This is a genomic window from Paenibacillus tyrphae, assembly GCF_027925525.1.
Classification (GTDB): Bacteria; Bacillota; Bacilli; order Paenibacillales; family NBRC-103111; genus Paenibacillus_G; species Paenibacillus_G tyrfis_B.
In genome coordinates this window covers 57,565-73,283 of the sequence record NZ_BSDJ01000006.1, presented here as the reverse complement: position 1 = coordinate 73,283, position 15,719 = coordinate 57,565, and the positions used below count along the sequence as shown (strand labels likewise).

The 15,719-nt window shown below is 49.7% G+C and carries 15 protein-coding genes; 9 read left to right on the top strand and 6 right to left on the bottom strand.

Features of this window, described 5'->3' with window-relative positions; translation table 11 throughout:
- The first annotated feature begins 107 nt into the window (after positions 1-107).
- From QMG93_RS09040 to QMG93_RS09025, 4 genes are all read left to right on the top strand, one after another.
- Positions 108-1,271: an MFS transporter gene (locus QMG93_RS09040; RefSeq protein ID WP_281935599.1), complete on the top strand. Its 1,164-nt coding sequence runs from the start codon at positions 108-110 to the stop codon at positions 1,269-1,271.
- 408 nt (positions 1,272-1,679) lie between these two features.
- Positions 1,680-3,293 (top strand): S-layer homology domain-containing protein, encoded by a 1,614-nt coding sequence (locus QMG93_RS09035; protein WP_281935598.1) that lies wholly within the window; start codon positions 1,680-1,682, stop codon positions 3,291-3,293.
- 116 nt (positions 3,294-3,409) lie between these two features.
- The gene (locus QMG93_RS09030; RefSeq protein ID WP_281935596.1) at positions 3,410-3,853 is read left to right on the top strand and encodes an SMI1/KNR4 family protein; all 444 of its coding nucleotides are present in this window, start codon (positions 3,410-3,412) and stop codon (positions 3,851-3,853) included.
- A 264-nt stretch (positions 3,854-4,117) separates the two neighbouring features.
- A complete protein-coding gene (locus tag QMG93_RS09025) occupies positions 4,118-4,477 on the top strand; it encodes a toprim domain-containing protein (protein ID WP_281935594.1) in 360 nt (119 codons plus the stop codon).
- Here the strand turns inward: QMG93_RS09025 and QMG93_RS09020 are convergent.
- From QMG93_RS09020 to QMG93_RS09005, 4 genes are all read right to left on the bottom strand, one after another.
- Complete coding sequence (locus tag QMG93_RS09020) at positions 4,474-5,400, bottom strand: AEC family transporter (RefSeq protein ID WP_281935592.1); 927 nt, start codon at positions 5,398-5,400, stop codon at positions 4,474-4,476. The genes QMG93_RS09025 and QMG93_RS09020 overlap by 4 nt on opposite strands.
- A 26-nt stretch (positions 5,401-5,426) precedes the next feature.
- Positions 5,427-6,035, bottom strand: coding sequence for an SCO family protein (locus QMG93_RS09015; RefSeq protein ID WP_010493762.1), 609 nt, complete (start codon positions 6,033-6,035; stop codon positions 5,427-5,429).
- A 92-nt stretch (positions 6,036-6,127) separates the two neighbouring features.
- On the bottom strand, positions 6,128-7,066 hold the full coding sequence (cyoE, locus tag QMG93_RS09010) for a heme o synthase (protein WP_281935587.1): 939 nt from the start codon (positions 7,064-7,066) through the stop codon (positions 6,128-6,130).
- A 447-nt stretch (positions 7,067-7,513) separates the two neighbouring features.
- Positions 7,514-8,728: a cytochrome P450 gene (locus QMG93_RS09005; protein ID WP_281935585.1), complete on the bottom strand. Its 1,215-nt coding sequence runs from the start codon at positions 8,726-8,728 to the stop codon at positions 7,514-7,516.
- 372 nt (positions 8,729-9,100) lie between these two features.
- Between QMG93_RS09005 and QMG93_RS09000 the strand changes: the two genes are divergently transcribed.
- Together QMG93_RS09000 and QMG93_RS08995 are read left to right on the top strand one after the other, a co-directional pair.
- Positions 9,101-9,472 carry a hypothetical protein gene (locus QMG93_RS09000; RefSeq protein ID WP_281935584.1) on the top strand — a complete coding sequence of 124 codons (372 nt, stop codon included), beginning with the start codon at positions 9,101-9,103 and terminating at the stop codon, positions 9,470-9,472.
- A gap of 83 nt (positions 9,473-9,555) precedes the next feature.
- Positions 9,556-10,506 carry a hypothetical protein gene (locus tag QMG93_RS08995; RefSeq protein WP_281935583.1) on the top strand — a complete coding sequence of 317 codons (951 nt, stop codon included), beginning with the start codon at positions 9,556-9,558 and terminating at the stop codon, positions 10,504-10,506.
- 39 nt (positions 10,507-10,545) lie between these two features.
- On the opposite strand, the gene QMG93_RS08990 is transcribed toward QMG93_RS08995, so the two are convergent.
- On the bottom strand, positions 10,546-11,379 hold the full coding sequence (locus tag QMG93_RS08990) for a LytR/AlgR family response regulator transcription factor (RefSeq protein ID WP_281935581.1): 834 nt from the start codon (positions 11,377-11,379) through the stop codon (positions 10,546-10,548).
- 38 nt (positions 11,380-11,417) lie between these two features.
- A complete protein-coding gene (locus QMG93_RS08985) occupies positions 11,418-13,121 on the bottom strand; it encodes a sensor histidine kinase (protein ID WP_281935579.1) in 1,704 nt (567 codons plus the stop codon).
- 235 nt (positions 13,122-13,356) lie between these two features.
- Between QMG93_RS08985 and QMG93_RS08980 the strand changes: the two genes are divergently transcribed.
- From QMG93_RS08980 to gerQ, 3 genes are all read left to right on the top strand, one after another.
- Complete coding sequence (locus QMG93_RS08980; protein ID WP_281935578.1) at positions 13,357-14,187, top strand: aldo/keto reductase; 831 nt, start codon at positions 13,357-13,359, stop codon at positions 14,185-14,187.
- Between the two features lie 66 nt (positions 14,188-14,253).
- The gene (locus tag QMG93_RS08975; protein ID WP_281935576.1) at positions 14,254-15,123 is read left to right on the top strand and encodes a GNAT family N-acetyltransferase; all 870 of its coding nucleotides are present in this window, start codon (positions 14,254-14,256) and stop codon (positions 15,121-15,123) included.
- A 147-nt stretch (positions 15,124-15,270) separates the two neighbouring features.
- On the top strand, positions 15,271-15,717 hold the full coding sequence (gene gerQ / locus QMG93_RS08970; RefSeq protein WP_281935574.1) for a spore coat protein GerQ: 447 nt from the start codon (positions 15,271-15,273) through the stop codon (positions 15,715-15,717).
- The last annotated feature ends 2 nt before the right edge of the window (positions 15,718-15,719 follow it).

Sequence of the window (15,719 nt, the reverse complement as noted above, 5' to 3'; positions counted from 1 at the left end):
AAACGATCCGGCACGTTGCAAAAACATGTACTATCCCTTTGCCGGCAGACGTAAACGTATAGAGTAGCGGTAGACGGACGAACTCCATTTATGAAAGAGGTGATTTCATGAAAACCGCCATATGGCTCTATCTGTTCATGTTCGTCGCCATTTTCGACCTGCATGCCCAGTACCCGATTCTTACTCCGTTTGCCGTTTCGCTAGGTGCGACGCCTTCGTTCATTGGGCTTATTCTTGGGGTCTACTCGATCACGCACTTGCCCGGAAACCTGATCGCAGGCTACGGCGTCGACCGCTACGGAAGCAAGGGCTTCATTGTGTTCAGCCTGATTGTAGCAGGAATCGTGCTCTTAATTCAATCCCGCGTCAGCGATCCGTGGGGGCTCCTCGTCATCCGTTCGATCAGCGGCTTCGTCCTGGCATTTCTGTCGCCGGCCTGCTTGTCCCTGCTCGCCAAAATCGCCAAAAACCAGATTCAACAAAGCAAGCTGATGGCCGGCAACGGCATGGTGCATACCATCGCTTCCGTGCTCAGTCCGGCGGCCGGCGCCTATCTGGTCTCGCAGCTTGGCTTTGCCAAGTCGTTTACGTTTCTAGGATGGGGCCTCATCCTTACCGGATTACTTGCTTGGATCGGGGTAAAGGAACAGCGCAGCGAACGCCTAACCAATGCAGCGATTACCGGGGAGCACGCCCTTCCTTCTGCCTCCAAGGATAATTTACCGGTCTCCGGCCAGGAAAACGTTCCGTGGCTTTTCTTTGTTATTCCTCTTGCGCTGTCTTGCTCCCAAGGCATTTTGTTTTTCGAGCTTCCGTTAATGAAGGAGGCGAGCAGTTCGATCATGACCTCCGGCGTGTTCTTTTCCGTTATTTCCATGGGGTCGCTGGTGACGCTTAGTTTACTGTTTTTGAACCGGATTTTCCCTTTTTACCGGATGATGTTCGGCTGTCTTGCGCTGGCGTTCATTTTTTTCGGGATGTCCGTTCATTGGCCGCTGCCGCTCTACGCTTCTCTGTTTCTGATCGGGATGACCAAAGGCGTCATTTTTCCGGCCATCGCATCGCTGCTTGCAGCCCTTACTCCCGCGGACCGTTACGGACGCGTCTTCTCAATTCTGTCGGTTTCGTACTCGATCGGCGCCTTTATCGGCCCGATTGTGGCAGGGCATACACGGACACAAGTATCGCCGTATTTCCTCGCTTTTCTCTGCCTTATGCTCGCACTCTCTTTGCTGCCGTCCCGTTCGTTCGCCGCTCCCGCGCGAGTTTGACTCGAACTTGGGGATATGAAGAGATTCGAGGCGCGTTTTTTTGCTTTTCCAGATGGAATGAAAATCGTCTCGATATTCCCAATTCGGTATTTTATAGGAATTTAGTCATAAATTAATAGTCCAAAAGTAGTGATAAGCGATTCGGAACGCAACTTTACTTCACTCTCCGCCGTTTAAGATGCCGAGATGTTTCACTGCGGGCAGATTTGGGTAATGTTCAAAGTGCTGCCGTAATGGATCATTCTGCCATTCGCGCGACGGACATAAATAGCTCTGTCCGATTCGAAAACATCTAAATGATATTCAATAGACTGGCTGAAGGAGGTGAAAATGCATTTGTCCAGGAAACCTGTTCAACGCAATAGTAATAATTCATTATTCGTCAAGGAAGATAGGAGTGAACTCTGCATGAAACCTGCTGTGCTTAAAAAAACAGCACAAGTGACCGTACTGATGCTTATCATCTCTGTTTTGGTTCCTGTGTTGGCGTTTGCCGCTTCGGGATTCAAAAACTTGAATTTTGATAGCAACGGCACGGTAACCGGTACGGTGTATTCCGATGTGTACAGCGTGAATGCTACCGTATACGCGTTTGATCCGAACGGAAATCGCATTGCCGTTTCCGACGCCACTTATGTTGACTACGATGTTACAAACAATGTGTATAACTACAAATTTACGGTAGCGGGCAGCACTTATGATTATGTCCGTCTGCAAGGTCCTTTCGGTACGTCGGTTGACGGAAAAACGATTACCGGAGCTGTGTACGAGTCCGTATACCGTAACAACGGCACTACCACCGGCGGCGGTAGCACTTGCTGCGGCGGAGGCGGCGGTGGAATCTGGGGTTCGGAAACGATCAACGTGAACTCTGATGGTTCCGTCGATGCCGACCAACTGAAAAATTCGTTCAAGAACCACGACAAAGTGACGCTGAAGCTGAGCGGCGACATCGCCCTGATCCCGGCTAAAGCACTTGTCGATTATGTAACGGATTCCAAGAAGGTACTGGTCATCGTTAACGACAAAGGTGCTTACATCATTCCGCTCAACGCGCTGAAGCTGCAAGACTTGGCTAGCAAGCTGTCGGTAACGACGGATGAGCTGAAGCTGAAAGTAACGATCGCCAAAGCAAGCGATACAACGAAGGACAGCGTAGACAAGGCTGCTAAAGCGCTTGGCGGTACGGTAGCCAGCAATGCTGTTGACTTCGATATCGTCGGCCTTGGCAAAGATCAAAAAACTGCAGCTCTGGACCTCGGCAACAACTACATCAGCCGGGTTCTTCCGCTGAGCAAAGCTGTCGATTCGTCCAAAGCGACGGGTGTTCTTTACAACCCGACAACGGGCAAACTGAGCTTTGTACCTGCTGTCTTCTCTTCGACAGACGGTAAAAACGAAGCGACGTTGAAACGAAACGGCAGCAGCATCTATGCCGTAATCGAGTTGAATAAAACCTTCTCCGACATCAGCGGCCACTGGGCTGAGAGCTACATCAAGCTGCTGGCTAACAAACTTGTCGTTGACGGGGTAACCGACACAACATTCCAGCCGGAGCGCAATATCACCCGTGCGGAATTCGCAGCACTGGTTGTTCGCGCACTGGGTCTGGATACGAACAACGGCAGCAGCACGTTTAAAGACGTTGCAGCTAGCGACTGGTACGCAAGCGTTGTAGCAGCAGCAGCCAATGCGAAGCTGGTTGACGGCTACGAAGACGGAACGTTCCGTCCGAACGCTACAATCAATCGCGAAGAACTGGCGGCTATGGTCGTACGCGCTCTGAACTATGCCGGTGCGAAACCGGACGTCTCGGCTGATAAACAAACTCAGCTGTTGGCGAAGTTCAAAGACGCAAGCAAAATCGTATGGGCGAAGAACGAAATCGCCGCTGCGATTGACGCCGGCATCATCGACGGCATGACGGACGACACGTTGGGCGCCCGCGATACGGCGACTCGCGCACAATCCGCAACCATGCTGAAACGCCTGCTCTCTAAAGCAAGCTTTATCAACAACTAATTGTATAACGCATCATGAACCACTCTCCATGAAAAAGGGCCGTTTCTTTTGTCTCTCGCAGACAAGGGCAACGGCCCTTTGTTAATGCATGTATCTTCCTCAGCAAAGGGGACAATATGGATTTTAATGAATATATAGCGTTTGTCAGAAAATACAGTCAAGAGCCCCTCCAAGAACTTACTGAATTAGACTTTTATGAATTAGAGAAAACTTTAGATACAAAATTGCCAGTGGAATTTAAGTCCTATTATTTGGAGCATAATGGTAATCACTCTGTTCCGGATGAATGTTATTTGTTTTTTCCGATAAAATACGTATTTTCTATCGAACGGCGATTAGAAGTTTATGCAAAACAAGGGATTCACTTTGGAAAAAAGATACCGTTTGCCGGGGATGGATACGGACATACTTATGTTTTGTCATTAGAAGATCACTGCTTTGGAAAAGTACTATTTTTGCAGCATGAAAACGAAGATCATCAGGAATATGAGGTCGTTGCAAATAGCTTTTCAGAATTTTTGATTTATTTTGTATCCAAAGGAAAGACATTTGTGAGGTAAACTGATTGGCCTTCGTTCCCTAAGATTGCCCCGTCGTCCATTACAGACGGTGGGTTTTTCTGTATCTGTCTTACACCTCGTCCTCAAGCTCATCAGCCTGCTTTTCCTCTACTATTCTGAACGACGCTCCTGTCGATTCTTCTGCCGTATCTCCGGCCAGTTTCCGACATTTCCTGGGAAATACGTTCACGGAGGGATTGGATCGGACAGCAAAAGCGGATATACTACAAGAAAGAAAATTCACTGCAGGAACGGAGGCCGTCAATGTCGATCGCGATTATTGTGGAAGGAAAAAATGACAAAAGCAGGCTTCGCCGCCTGCTGACAGAGGACATTATCATCGTTTGTACCTTCGGATCGCTGAATACGGATCGTTTGGAAGAGTTGAAGAAGAAGATCGGAACGTGCGATGTGTACCTGTTTACGGATAATGACCCTTCGGGCAAAAAAATACGCGCCATTCTTCGGGATACGTTTCCGGATGCCGAACAAATTTATACGCGGCGTGGCTATGCCGGCGTCGAAGGCACGCCGGACGAGTATCTCATTCAACAATTGGAAAAGGCCGGGCTGGAGGAGTTTATTATCTATCCCCCAATAATCCCGACCTTTGAGAAGTTCTAGCCCATAAATTTTATCAAATAAATAACCAGTGTCACCGTAAAAATGCTAAATATCGTCGAGGAAAACACAGCTTGTGACGAAAATTCCGGCTCATTGTCGTACTCGACGGCAATGAGTACGCTGCTCAGCGATGTCGGCACTGCGCAGGATAGCACAAGCGCCTGCGCCATGACCCCTTCGATCCCCATTAGCATGACGATCAAAAACCCGACAGCCGGGCCCACACAGAGCCTTAGCACGTTTGACAGCATGACATCCGCCAGGTTGAACGTCCATTTCATGCTCCCCAATTGTACCCCAAGCGTCAAAAGAGCGGTTGCAATAAACGCATCCGATACATAATTGATCGGAGCATATACCGGACCAGGGATCGGAATGTGCAGCCCTTTCATCAAAAAGGCGATCGGAATGATATAGATAACTGGCAGCGTCAGGATCGTACGGAGCGTCTGCTTCATATCATTGCGCTTAGAAGCATTAACGGCATAGATGCCGTATGTATTCGGCAGCAGACTCTGCATCATCATAATGATGATCTGAATCGATAAGGTGAACGCGTCCCCGACAAACACAAGCTGATTGAGCGGAATCGCATAGTTCGCGCTGTTGTAAAAAATAACGCTATTGCGCATCGCCGGGATCATGCCACCCTTATATCCCCGCAGACGGATGACGACTTCCATCAAAAGAAACATCGCGGCAAAAAACAGGACGAAAAACAGCAGCGTTTGGCCAAGAACAGCCAGAGACAGCGACGATTCGTAAAGCATTTTGAATACCAGCGCCGGGGAGAATAAGTAAAAATTCAATTTGGAAAGCGTCTTGATATCCAGCTTGAATGCCCGGTACAAAATGACGCCTATCGCAATCATGATGGTTAGCGGAATGACATTATTGAGCAAAATGTGCGTAAAATAAGCCATGTCAAATCGATGCCCTCGTCATTAGCCTAGGATTCCTTGCTAACCTGAATCAAATCGTTGGCGATTCCTTCAATATCGATATTCTCGTCGTTGCCCGAATAGTAGGTGCGCACGTCGCCTTTGCCGTCGACCAGTAGAAACAAGTTCGTATGCGTAAAATTACCGGTTTTTGGGTCTTTGGCTACGAGGACGTCAAATTTTTTGGCAAGGTCCGCCGTATAGGCCTCGTCGCCGCGCAGGAAATACCAGCCCTTATAATCCGGATGAAAGCGGCTGGAAAATTCCTTGAGCCGTTCAGGCGTATCTCTCGTCGGATCAAAGGTAATGGAAAGAAGCGCCGTCTTCGTGCCGAACACGCCTTTTTTCACCAGTGCGTCCTGAATTTTAGACAGGTTGTAGGTTGTCGGTGGGCAAACGTCAGGACAATATGAAAAATAAAAATAGACCAGCTTCGCTTTTCCTGCCGTATCGGCTAACGTTACCGTCTTGCCATCCAAGTTTTCCAGTTTGAAGTCCGGCGCCTTTTTGAGCACCCCGATTTTTTTCTCCGGACCTTTGACCAGCATATAAGCCAATGTTGCGATCAAACCAACCAGCAGTACCATGACGACGATTTTAAAACCGGTTTTCTGCATATCATCGCTCACCTTCCCATTATTCAAAAAATAAATCCCAAGGCCGGGGCCAAGGGATTGTCATCCACCGTTTTGCACCGTTCGCGAATACCCTACGGTAATGGAGTGGTGCTGATGACCATGATGATATACAGCAAGGTCAAATAGTTAATGGAGTAAATAAACATTTTTTTGGCCCATTGTACTTCATCCTTCGCTTTGAACCCTTTAAGGCTCAAAAACGCCCAGTACAAGCCCATAAGCGTTGCCGCGAAGAAGTAAAGCGGTCCTACGAAACCGAGCCAGTACAGCAGAAGCGAAACGGGCACGAGCAGCACGATATAACGGATCATCGCCATCTTGGTAATGTACGTTCCTTTAACTACCGGCAGGAGCGGGAAGCCGGCTGCGCGGTATTCTTCCATCCGGCGAATGCCAAGTGCCCAGAAGTGCGGCGGCTGCCACAGGAACATAATGCCGTACAGAATAAGTCCCGCGGCATCGATCTGTCCCTGAACGGCACAGTAGCCGAGCAGCGTAGGCATTGCGCCGGAAAAGCTGCCGACGAACGTGCTCCATACGGATGACCGCTTAAACCATGCGGTATAAATCCATACGTAAATAAACAAACCGAGTAAACCGAGCAGAGCGGTAAGTGGATTCGTCAAGAACCATAGCACCGATAGGCCGAGAACGCCGAGCACGATGCCATACCATAATACGGTCTGCGGAGCAATGGTGCCTACTGCGGTAGCACGCTTTTGCGTCCGGGTCATCTTCTTGTCCATGTCCCGGTCCAAATAGTTATTCAGCACGCAGCCGGACGCCATCACCAACACGGTGCCGAGCAGCATATATATCAATTTATCCCACTGGATATGCCAACCGGAAGCGACCCAAAAGCCGCCAAATGCCGTAATCGCGTTAGAAAATAAAATGCCGGGTTTGGCAAGATTCACAAAATCTCTCCACGTAGCCGGCGAGTTGACAGCGGTATCCGCCTCAACATCTGTCGTCTCTACGCCCATCCCCAAACTTGCCTGTTTTTCCACCTTTATGCAACCCCCTTGTGTGAGGAATTCGACAACGATTGTGATATCCTTCACTCTTAAAAAGATCCTCTTTATCATAACAACCTGCGGACCGTTTGACAACAACGGATGGCGTTGTTCAAAATATTGTCGAATCCCCCATCAAGAGACAAGAGTGGCTGCGCGCTTGGAGACGTCGGACATTGCGTATATTTTTTTGCATATCATCGGAAAATACAAGTAGCGGCAAGCATAAAGATAAGCGGACAATAGAAAAAAAATGCCTCCGATTAAAACCGGAGACATCAACCGGAATTGCTTGGGAACCCTCAATACTTTCTTGCCTAGCGCTTCCAAACGGATATAACGTCAAGCTTACGCTATAGTAACGCTCCGAATCGGCCGCAGAAGTGGAAAAATCGTTCAGCCGCTTGCGCAGCCCTTCCATAAGCGGCAAACGCGTGCGCGCTACCGCTCGATCCGGACGGGAAACTTGGCAAAAAATCCCCTCTCTCCGAGGTTTTCGCTCAAGCTCCAATCTTCAGGCAGAGTCAGCCGGGAATAGCGCTTCATGAATTCGGTCAGGCCGATGCTCGCTTCCATCCTCGCCAGCGGCGCGCCCAGACAGAAATGCGTCCCTTTCCCAAACGACAGGTGCTGCTGATTATTCGGCCGGTTCAGATCGAACTGCTCCGCTTGAACAAAATGTTCCTCGTCGCGGTTGGCCGAGCCGATCCAGGCGATGACCGATTCCCCTTCCTTCATTTCCACGCCGAACACATTCGTATCCTGCGCAACTCTGCGCATCAGGAACTGGGCAGGCGAGCGGAAACGCAGCACTTCTTCCACCGCGTTCGGAATGAGTGATGGCTCCTTCCTGAGCAGCGGGTAAGCGGCGGGCTGGTCGACCAGAAAGCAATAGAACGCATTGGAGATCAGCCTCGTTGTCGTCTCGTTCCCTGCAAAAAGCAACCCGATACCAAAATGAATAATTTCTTCGTCGCTCAAACGCTCCCCTTCGAGCTCGGCGATCGTCAAATCCGAGATGATGTCATCTGTCGGACGGCTTCTTTTTTCCCGGATTATAGGCCGTAAATAGTCCGCCATTTCCTTCAGTGCCTGCGTCCTTTCTTTCACGCTTTCGGCATAGGTGTCGCGGCTGCCCGGTGTGACAATCGCATCCGACCACAGCTTGAATTGCTTCCAATCGCTCGCCGGAACGCCCAGCAGCTCCGCAATGACGGTCACCGGCAGAGGAATCGCCAGATCGTAGACAAGATCGATCGTATCCTGCTCCCGGATTTGATCCAGCCAATATTGCGCGACGGCAGCAATTCGCGGTTCCCATGTCTTAAGCGACTTGGGGGTGAACGCTTTCGCAACCAATCCCCGCCTTTTGGAATGCAACGGGGGATCCATAGAGGTCAAGCTTTTCTCTTCCTCTCCTATAACCGGGAACGGCGACAGCCTCCGGTCGTTTTTACTGGAGAACAGATGATAATCGGACAATACCCGCTCCACGTCCCGGTATAAAAAAACATTCCAGACCTTCTGCTTCGGATCGAAATAGACCGGATGGCTCCTTCTCATCTCCCGGTACCACGAATAAGACTCGAACCGCTGCTCCTCCCTGCTGAACCCGGTGATCTCATCGGGGTAAACGATCTTTTCCACGACCTCCACACTTACCGCTCCCTTCGTTTTTTTCAAACAAATACAACGACGGACGATTGACGGATCTGCCATGATGGAAAATAGTTTAGAACAAAAGTATTAAGAAATAAAAGTTTATGCAAGGATAATTATATTAAATTAGGTTATATTTGTAAATCACTTGTTGTTAGCCCCCTTTTCTCAATAAAATGTGGTTTATTGTTTAGAGCGAATCTAAGGAATCGGCACATTTCGACACTTTTCAAACAAGAAAATGCGGAATTTCAACCAGATATTCCAAAATGAGAACAATTTTGTATGTGTATGAAATAATGAAATCACTTCACACAAACGACGTCGTAACCAGTGAAGTACAACATTTTATTCGTGGAGGGATTCAAAATGAAAGGCAAAGTAGCGATCGTAGCAAGCGCACTGTTGGTTGCCGTGACAGGCTCGGCTTTGGCAGGAAGTGATAGTACGGGAGTTTTCCGGGTAGGCGGAGTTGATATTGAAGGAACTCTTGGTACCTCGGGCGATTATGCGTATGCTAATACGTATGTAGTGGGATCAGGCGTCGTTGATTATTTGAGCGTCGACGTATCGTGGAAGGATCGAGACAAGCGCTCCCTCGGCAATGCCCCAAAATCGGCCAAACGATCCGGCAGTGTGTCCAGCGACTTATATGCTAGCAACGGCTATTACGCAACCGGGTACCATCAAGCGACGCATAAAGGGGAAACGAAACATAGTTCTACTAAAGTATACCGGTAATCATTTCATGAATGTCTGTTCACTCGGACAGACATTCATCCCCTTTTATAAAAATTTGGCTGATCGCTAGGAGGTGAACTGGAATGCGAAAGGCTGCTAAGCTAATTCTCTGTATCATACTCGGATCGGTTATCGGACTTGCCTTCAACTTGGCGGTCAATTCCTTCTCGCCACCAAAGCAAAAGGTCATCACGGAAAGCTTTGGTCTTAAAATGAAAGATTCGCGAGGAGAAGAGGTTACCAGTTTTTTTCTGGACCTTAAAGATAGGGACGAATTTAATTACACCGTTGTTTTTACTAACGAATCCAGACAAAATGAGAACTTCTCTCTTTATCTTCTACTAGACTATGTCAAAATTCCTTTTCATGCCGGAACCGCCCTTTCCATGCCCGTTAACGAATATAAATTCAACGTGGCGAAAGGCGCGTCTGCCGAGATTCCCGTCCGCTTCCCGATCACATCGCTGCCGCCCAATCTGCACGCGTTAGCTATAAACATTGTTGCCAATAAAGAGAACCCTTCGGAAAAAGAAGAAGAAATCAAAGATTACTTCGGTATTGTGGCCAGATATGCATTAAAAAAGACAGGCAATTCCGTCTTTGCGCTTTCAACCGTCTCTGATCAGCATTCGTATGAAATCGCTAATATGCCCGTTCGCGGGATCATGTTGAATCAGCAGTTTGAAAATGAAGATAATTTCGGCACGCTCCCCACAATCATTCGGGCGAAGCCGAATGAAAGCATAAAGCTGGCTGTCCGGGCCGGCGGATTTGCAGGAGCCGATGATTATTTGGTATGGCTGATGATGGATGACCGCCAGCTTCCTTTCCCTGACGGCAAACCGTACTGGTGGTTCGAAGCTCCCCCCGAGAAAGCGGCTTTGCGGCAAATTGAAATAAACGCCCCGGAAAAACCGGGACGCTACGAGGTGTACGGCTATGTAATGAACAGCCCATGGGATACGATGACCGAGCTTGCAGGCAAAGAAATTGGCAATCGGTCCTCCCATAAAATCACGCTTCTTGTAGAATAAGTTGATTCTCATGCGGACGCGGTAAACGGAAACAACTTCCTACTGCCTTAACACCGCGTCCTGTACGCCTTTTTCTTCCGCCATCAGCTTGCGTGCCCGCTCAAAATGGGCAAAACAGCTGCGGCTTAGCGTCAAAGATTCGGGTACGCCATAAAGCAGGATTTCGTAATTGCCCGGCGTAATCAGATCGGCGCAAATTTTTTGAATATATCTCACGTTGACCAACTGGCTCTTGTTACACTGGAAGAGAAGCGGCGAAGTCGCCGCATTCAGCTCTTTCAGGGTGGAGGAGGTATGAATCGTCTGGACCGAATGCGAATCCGTCCATTTGATCAAAATCTGCTTGCTGTCCTTGGAGATGTAAACAATTTTCTCCTCCTTGACATAAAGCTCCCGTTGGATGGTTCGCCCGTCCAAATCGCAGATTTTTTGCTTGAAGCGGATCAAGCGTTCGTCGTTGGATCCGGCTGCGGGCGACTGCTTTCTTTTCTGCGTCAAATGCTTCTTCGCCTTCTCCAAGCTTTTCTTGAACCGTTCGGAGGTGACGGGCTTCAGCATCAGGGAAAGCGAATCGATCTCAAAGCTTTCCTCCGCATATTTCATGTCCGTGAGCGCCGTGACTACAATAATGCAAGGATCGTACCCCTTCGCCTTAATCAGTCGGCAAGCCTCCAGACCGGAAATATCGTCCAGGTTAATATCCGTAAGGATGAGGTCCGGCTGCAGCTCGATATACTTGTCCACCAGCTTATTCCCCGACGACACCGTATCGACGACGATGAGTTGATGTTCTTCGGCAAATCGAATTAAAAGCTGCTTCTGTGCAAAATCGTCTTCCGCAATTAAAGCGGTCAGTTGTTCCCTTTGATTCAACGTCCGGTTCACCACCTTATGATCGTTCATTGGATTGTCTAAATGTGGATTTTGAACATAAACGTAGCGCCTGCGCTTTCAAAATCTTCTACCCACAGCTGCCCTTTATATTTTTGCACCAGCTCTTTGACCACTTGCAAGCCCAAGCCTTCGTGCTTGAATTTTGTGGAATAGCCCGCGCTTAGAAGCTGGGGCAGCTCCTCATCGCCAATCTGTCTCCCGCGATTGGATACTTTGAAGTACAGCAAGCGGCCCGTGTTCCAAGCGGCTACTTGAACCAGTCGTTCCTCCACCGGCAGCTTCACGGTCTCATCAAACGCATTGGATATTAAATTGGTTGCGATGCGAATCAAATCGAGCGACTTCTCCCCGTTCAGCTTCAGATCGCCCGTGACAGTGATGTCGTGCTCCAGCTTCACCTTCTGCTTGATCGCGCTGCTGGCCGCGAACTGCACAATGGCCGATAGCGTCGGATGCCGGATCGCAACGACATCTTGAACTTCAACGACTTCCTTCACCCACGCTTGCGTTACTTTTTCCAGCTCGTCGTATTCTTTCTTTTGCACATGAGCGTGAATGGCATTGACAATATTGCCGACATCGTGATTTAGCCCGCGGATGGCCGTAAACAAGCTGTTCATATTTTCAAGATAAATTTTCTCGGCGGAAATGACAGCCGCTGCAAGCTTGCTTCTCCGGATTAAAACAAGCACGAAAGCACCGAGCATCAGGAAAGACACGACGCTGATCGTCAGAAGCCGCTCCGACTGGCGTTTCAGTTCGTTCTGAATATAGCTGTAATCCGAGACAAGGCCGACCACCAGCGGCAGCTGGGTTTCGATGGGCACAAAGCTTTTAATCACGTCACTTCCTTGAACGCTTGTCTGATAGCTGATCGTCTTTTTGTCCCGATTTGCCTGTCTGACCATCTCCACATCATCGTCCGACTGCATGGCATACTGCCCAAAATAGATCGGGCGCGTCGGATGAGGAAAAACCAACCGATTATTTTGCTTGACTTCATAAATTTCTTCTCCGAAACGCTCGGCATTGAAGCCTGTGATTTCGATCAGGAACGGTTTTTCTTTCTGCAGACGTTCGATGATGTGCATGTAAGAAGCCAAGGTCACATATTCCTCCATATCCTCCTGCCTGAAGTATGGATCGATAATATAGTCGGTCTGGCCGTCATGGTAGTATCCGAATTTATGGAGCGCATTCGGGTCCGAGGATGAAACGTCCACAGGTCCTGACCAATAATGGGGAAGCGTATAGCCTTCGGAAATCGATACGTTCTTACCGTCCAGCAGTTGCTTGAGAGCGAGAAACCAAAAATCGGTAAACTCTTTGGCAGATATGTTCCGTTGAGTAGGATTGGAGGAACGCATGGCTACGATATCGTCTCCCTCGCGCTGAAATAGCGTAATATCCGACACGCGCAGCTCTTTGCTTAGTTCTGTCAACTCCTTATTGCTCACCTGTTCCAAACGCGGAGGCAGCTTGCTTTGCGCGAGCATGGCCGCCAGCCGCAAATTTTGCGCTAGCAGCTTTTCGGCATAGTCGGCAGACCGTTGGGAATGCTCGAAATACACTTTGATATTGCTCGAGAAACTTTCCACTTCATTATAGTGATTGTTCATCAGCATCTGTTTCGTCGTATAATAGTAAATGACGTTGCTCAAAGCGAGCAGGCACGTCACAGGCACGACAAACCACACGATAAAGGACGTCCGAAGCTTCATGCTTATTCCTTTCCCAGCCGATGCAGTGCGGCTAACATTCTGACAGAAACAAGAAGACAACACAAAGGATTACCGTTTGGTTCTATTTTTTCCTTAACTTACATAATAAACTCTTTTATACCGACGTTCAATAACGAAGTTTCCTACGAACGGAATGCCCGTGCGAATTTTCCGTTCATACCTGATTGTGTTATCCTAAAATAGATTGAAAGTTGTCCAAGGAGGGAATTTGAACATGACCGCGATTCAGCGAAACGACACTACGGTGTTAAACAACGGCGTCCGCATGCCATGGCTCGGACTGGGCGTCTGGAAAACCAAGGAAGGCGAAGAGGTCGTCCAAGCCGTGCAGCATGCGCTGGAAGCCGGTTACCGCTCCATCGATACGGCTGCCGTCTACGGCAACGAAGCAGGGGTTGGCCAAGCGATTCAAGCCAGCAGTATTCCGCGCGACCAGTTGTTCATCACCACGAAAGTATGGAACGCGGACCAAGGCTATGACAGCACGCTTCGGGCTTTCGAGGAGAGCCGGCGCAAGCTGCAGCTCGAGGTCATCGACCTGTACCTCATTCACTGGCCAGGGAAGGACAAATATAAGGAAACTTGGAAGGCGCTCGAAAAGCTGTATAAGGACGGACTCGTCCGGGCGATCGGCGTCAGCAATTTTAAAGTGCACCATCTGGAGGAACTGCTGCAGGATAGCGAAATCGTTCCTGCGGTAAACCAAGTCGAGTTCCATCCGCTTCTGATTCAGCAGGAGCTGCGGACGTTCTGCAAGGAACACAAGATTCAGCTCGAAGCTTGGAGTCCGCTGATGCAGGGCAATCTCGATCTGCCGCTGCTAAGCGAGCTTGCGGGCAAATACGGCAAAACGCCAGCGCAGATTATTCTCCGTTGGGATTTGCAGCACGGGGTCGTTACCATTCCGAAGTCCATTCGCGAAAGCCGCATCCGCGAGAACATCGACGTCTTCGACTTCACCTTGTCCGACGAGGATATGGCGCGTCTGGACGGCCTGAACCAGGACCGTCGCTTCGGTCCGGACCCGGATACTATTGAGTTTTAGTTCGGGAAGAGCCCTTGTGAATCGAGGGCTCTTTTTGCATCCACATACGAAAGGACGATGGTTGGCATGATGTCGCTTTCGCCGGCACGGGACATACACAAGCTATCCGAAACGGATATTTCCGGTCTTATTGCGCTATCCGAATCGGTCGGGTGGGATTATACCGAGCCCGAGCTGCGAACGGTGCTGTCTTCGGGCACTATCTACGGGATCAAAAATAATCGCCGGCAGATCGTCGCGAGTACGGCCATTATCCCTTACGGACGGCAATTGGCTTCCATCGGCTTAGTTATCGTACACCCGGAATATCGAAGGCTCGGCTTGGGGCAAACGTTGATCCAAACGTGCATAAATACCGTAGGTTCGGATACGACGATCCAACTGATCGCCACAAAAGAGGGCGAGCCTCTGTATGAAAAGCTCGGCTTTCGAAAAGCAGGCCGCGTCTGCAAGCTATTATGCGACCGGTATCATCCGCTTTCTTGGAGCCCGGCGCGTGAGCCTATCCGCGTGATCCCCATGACAAATGAACATATTCCGGAGGTTATCAAGCTGGACCGCCGGTCCTTCGGGGCGGACCGCTCTCGATTCTTGCAAACCCGGATGAAGCAGGCAAAGCGTTCATTCATCGCCCAAGCCCCGAACGGCACGGTTGCAGGATTCGGTTTAAGCATCCAAGGGCCTGTCCAGCTAACGTTAGGCCCGATAACGGCTCCAAACGACGTTACTGCTCTTGCTCTCGTCGATTACCTGGCAAACGGACATCCGGGTAAATTAAGGATCGATGTCGCTTCGGAACATTCTACGTTTACTCCGTTATTGGAAGCTTGCGGCTTCACCAAGGTTGGCGAACCGCCTGTCATGCTCCTGCACTCGCCGTGTTTTCCGCCCCGGAACGGAAACCTTTACAGCATTGCGGCACAGATTTTCGGTTAGCCCGCTTCCTCTCGGGCTACGCAGCATCGCTCCCCAATTTCAATAAAAAATCCGTCACCAAACATTCGCCCACACCATAGTATGAATGGTGTGCTCCAGCCCAGTCGAAACCCAAATCAAGCGAAGTTTGAAGGAGGATTATGAGCGATGTATAACAATCCGAACAAAGCAGTACCGACTCCTTACGGCGCCGGTTACCCCGGACCCGCCTACGGCCAGCCTACTGCGCAATCGGTGCCGCCGATGATTCCGGCAGGCTCTTCGATTACCGCTGCAGGACAGCCGATCCCGACGGCGGCCGCGCCGACCACCCCGGGGCAACTGCCAATGGAGCAGTCCTTCATCGAAAATATTTTGCGCCTCAATCTGGGCAAAATCGCTACGCTGTATATGACGTACGAGAACAACACCCAGTGGAACGCCAAAATTTTCAAAGGACGCCTGGAAGCCGCCGGCCGTGACCACATTATCATCAGCGACCCTAAAACCGGCATGCGCTTTTTGCTGCTGATGGTCAACCTCGATTACATCACGTTCGACGAACCGCTTCAGTATACTTACCCGTACGGTTCAGCCCCGCTGCCGGGACGCTGAGC

What these genes read in the sequence shown, in the direction of transcription:
- QMG93_RS09025 (WP_281935594.1), top strand. Translation starts at nt 4,118, where the DNA reads ATGTCGATCGCGATTATTGTGGAAGGAAAAAATGACAAAAGCAGGCTT.
- QMG93_RS08975 (WP_281935576.1), top strand. Translation starts at nt 14,254, where the DNA reads ATGATGTCGCTTTCGCCGGCACGGGACATACACAAGCTATCCGAAACG.
- QMG93_RS09040 (WP_281935599.1), top strand. Translation starts at nt 108, where the DNA reads ATGAAAACCGCCATATGGCTCTATCTGTTCATGTTCGTCGCCATTTTC.
- QMG93_RS09030 (WP_281935596.1), top strand. Translation starts at nt 3,410, where the DNA reads ATGGATTTTAATGAATATATAGCGTTTGTCAGAAAATACAGTCAAGAG.
- QMG93_RS09000 (WP_281935584.1), top strand. Translation starts at nt 9,101, where the DNA reads ATGAAAGGCAAAGTAGCGATCGTAGCAAGCGCACTGTTGGTTGCCGTG.
- QMG93_RS08980 (WP_281935578.1), top strand. Translation starts at nt 13,357, where the DNA reads ATGACCGCGATTCAGCGAAACGACACTACGGTGTTAAACAACGGCGTC.
- gerQ (WP_281935574.1), top strand. Translation starts at nt 15,271, where the DNA reads ATGTATAACAATCCGAACAAAGCAGTACCGACTCCTTACGGCGCCGGT.
- QMG93_RS08985 (WP_281935579.1), bottom strand. Translation starts at nt 13,121, where the DNA reads ATGAAGCTTCGGACGTCCTTTATCGTGTGGTTTGTCGTGCCTGTGACG.
- QMG93_RS09015 (WP_010493762.1), bottom strand. Translation starts at nt 6,035, where the DNA reads ATGCAGAAAACCGGTTTTAAAATCGTCGTCATGGTACTGCTGGTTGGT.
- QMG93_RS08995 (WP_281935583.1), top strand. Translation starts at nt 9,556, where the DNA reads ATGCGAAAGGCTGCTAAGCTAATTCTCTGTATCATACTCGGATCGGTT.
- QMG93_RS09020 (WP_281935592.1), bottom strand. Translation starts at nt 5,400, where the DNA reads ATGGCTTATTTTACGCACATTTTGCTCAATAATGTCATTCCGCTAACC.
- QMG93_RS09035 (WP_281935598.1), top strand. Translation starts at nt 1,680, where the DNA reads ATGAAACCTGCTGTGCTTAAAAAAACAGCACAAGTGACCGTACTGATG.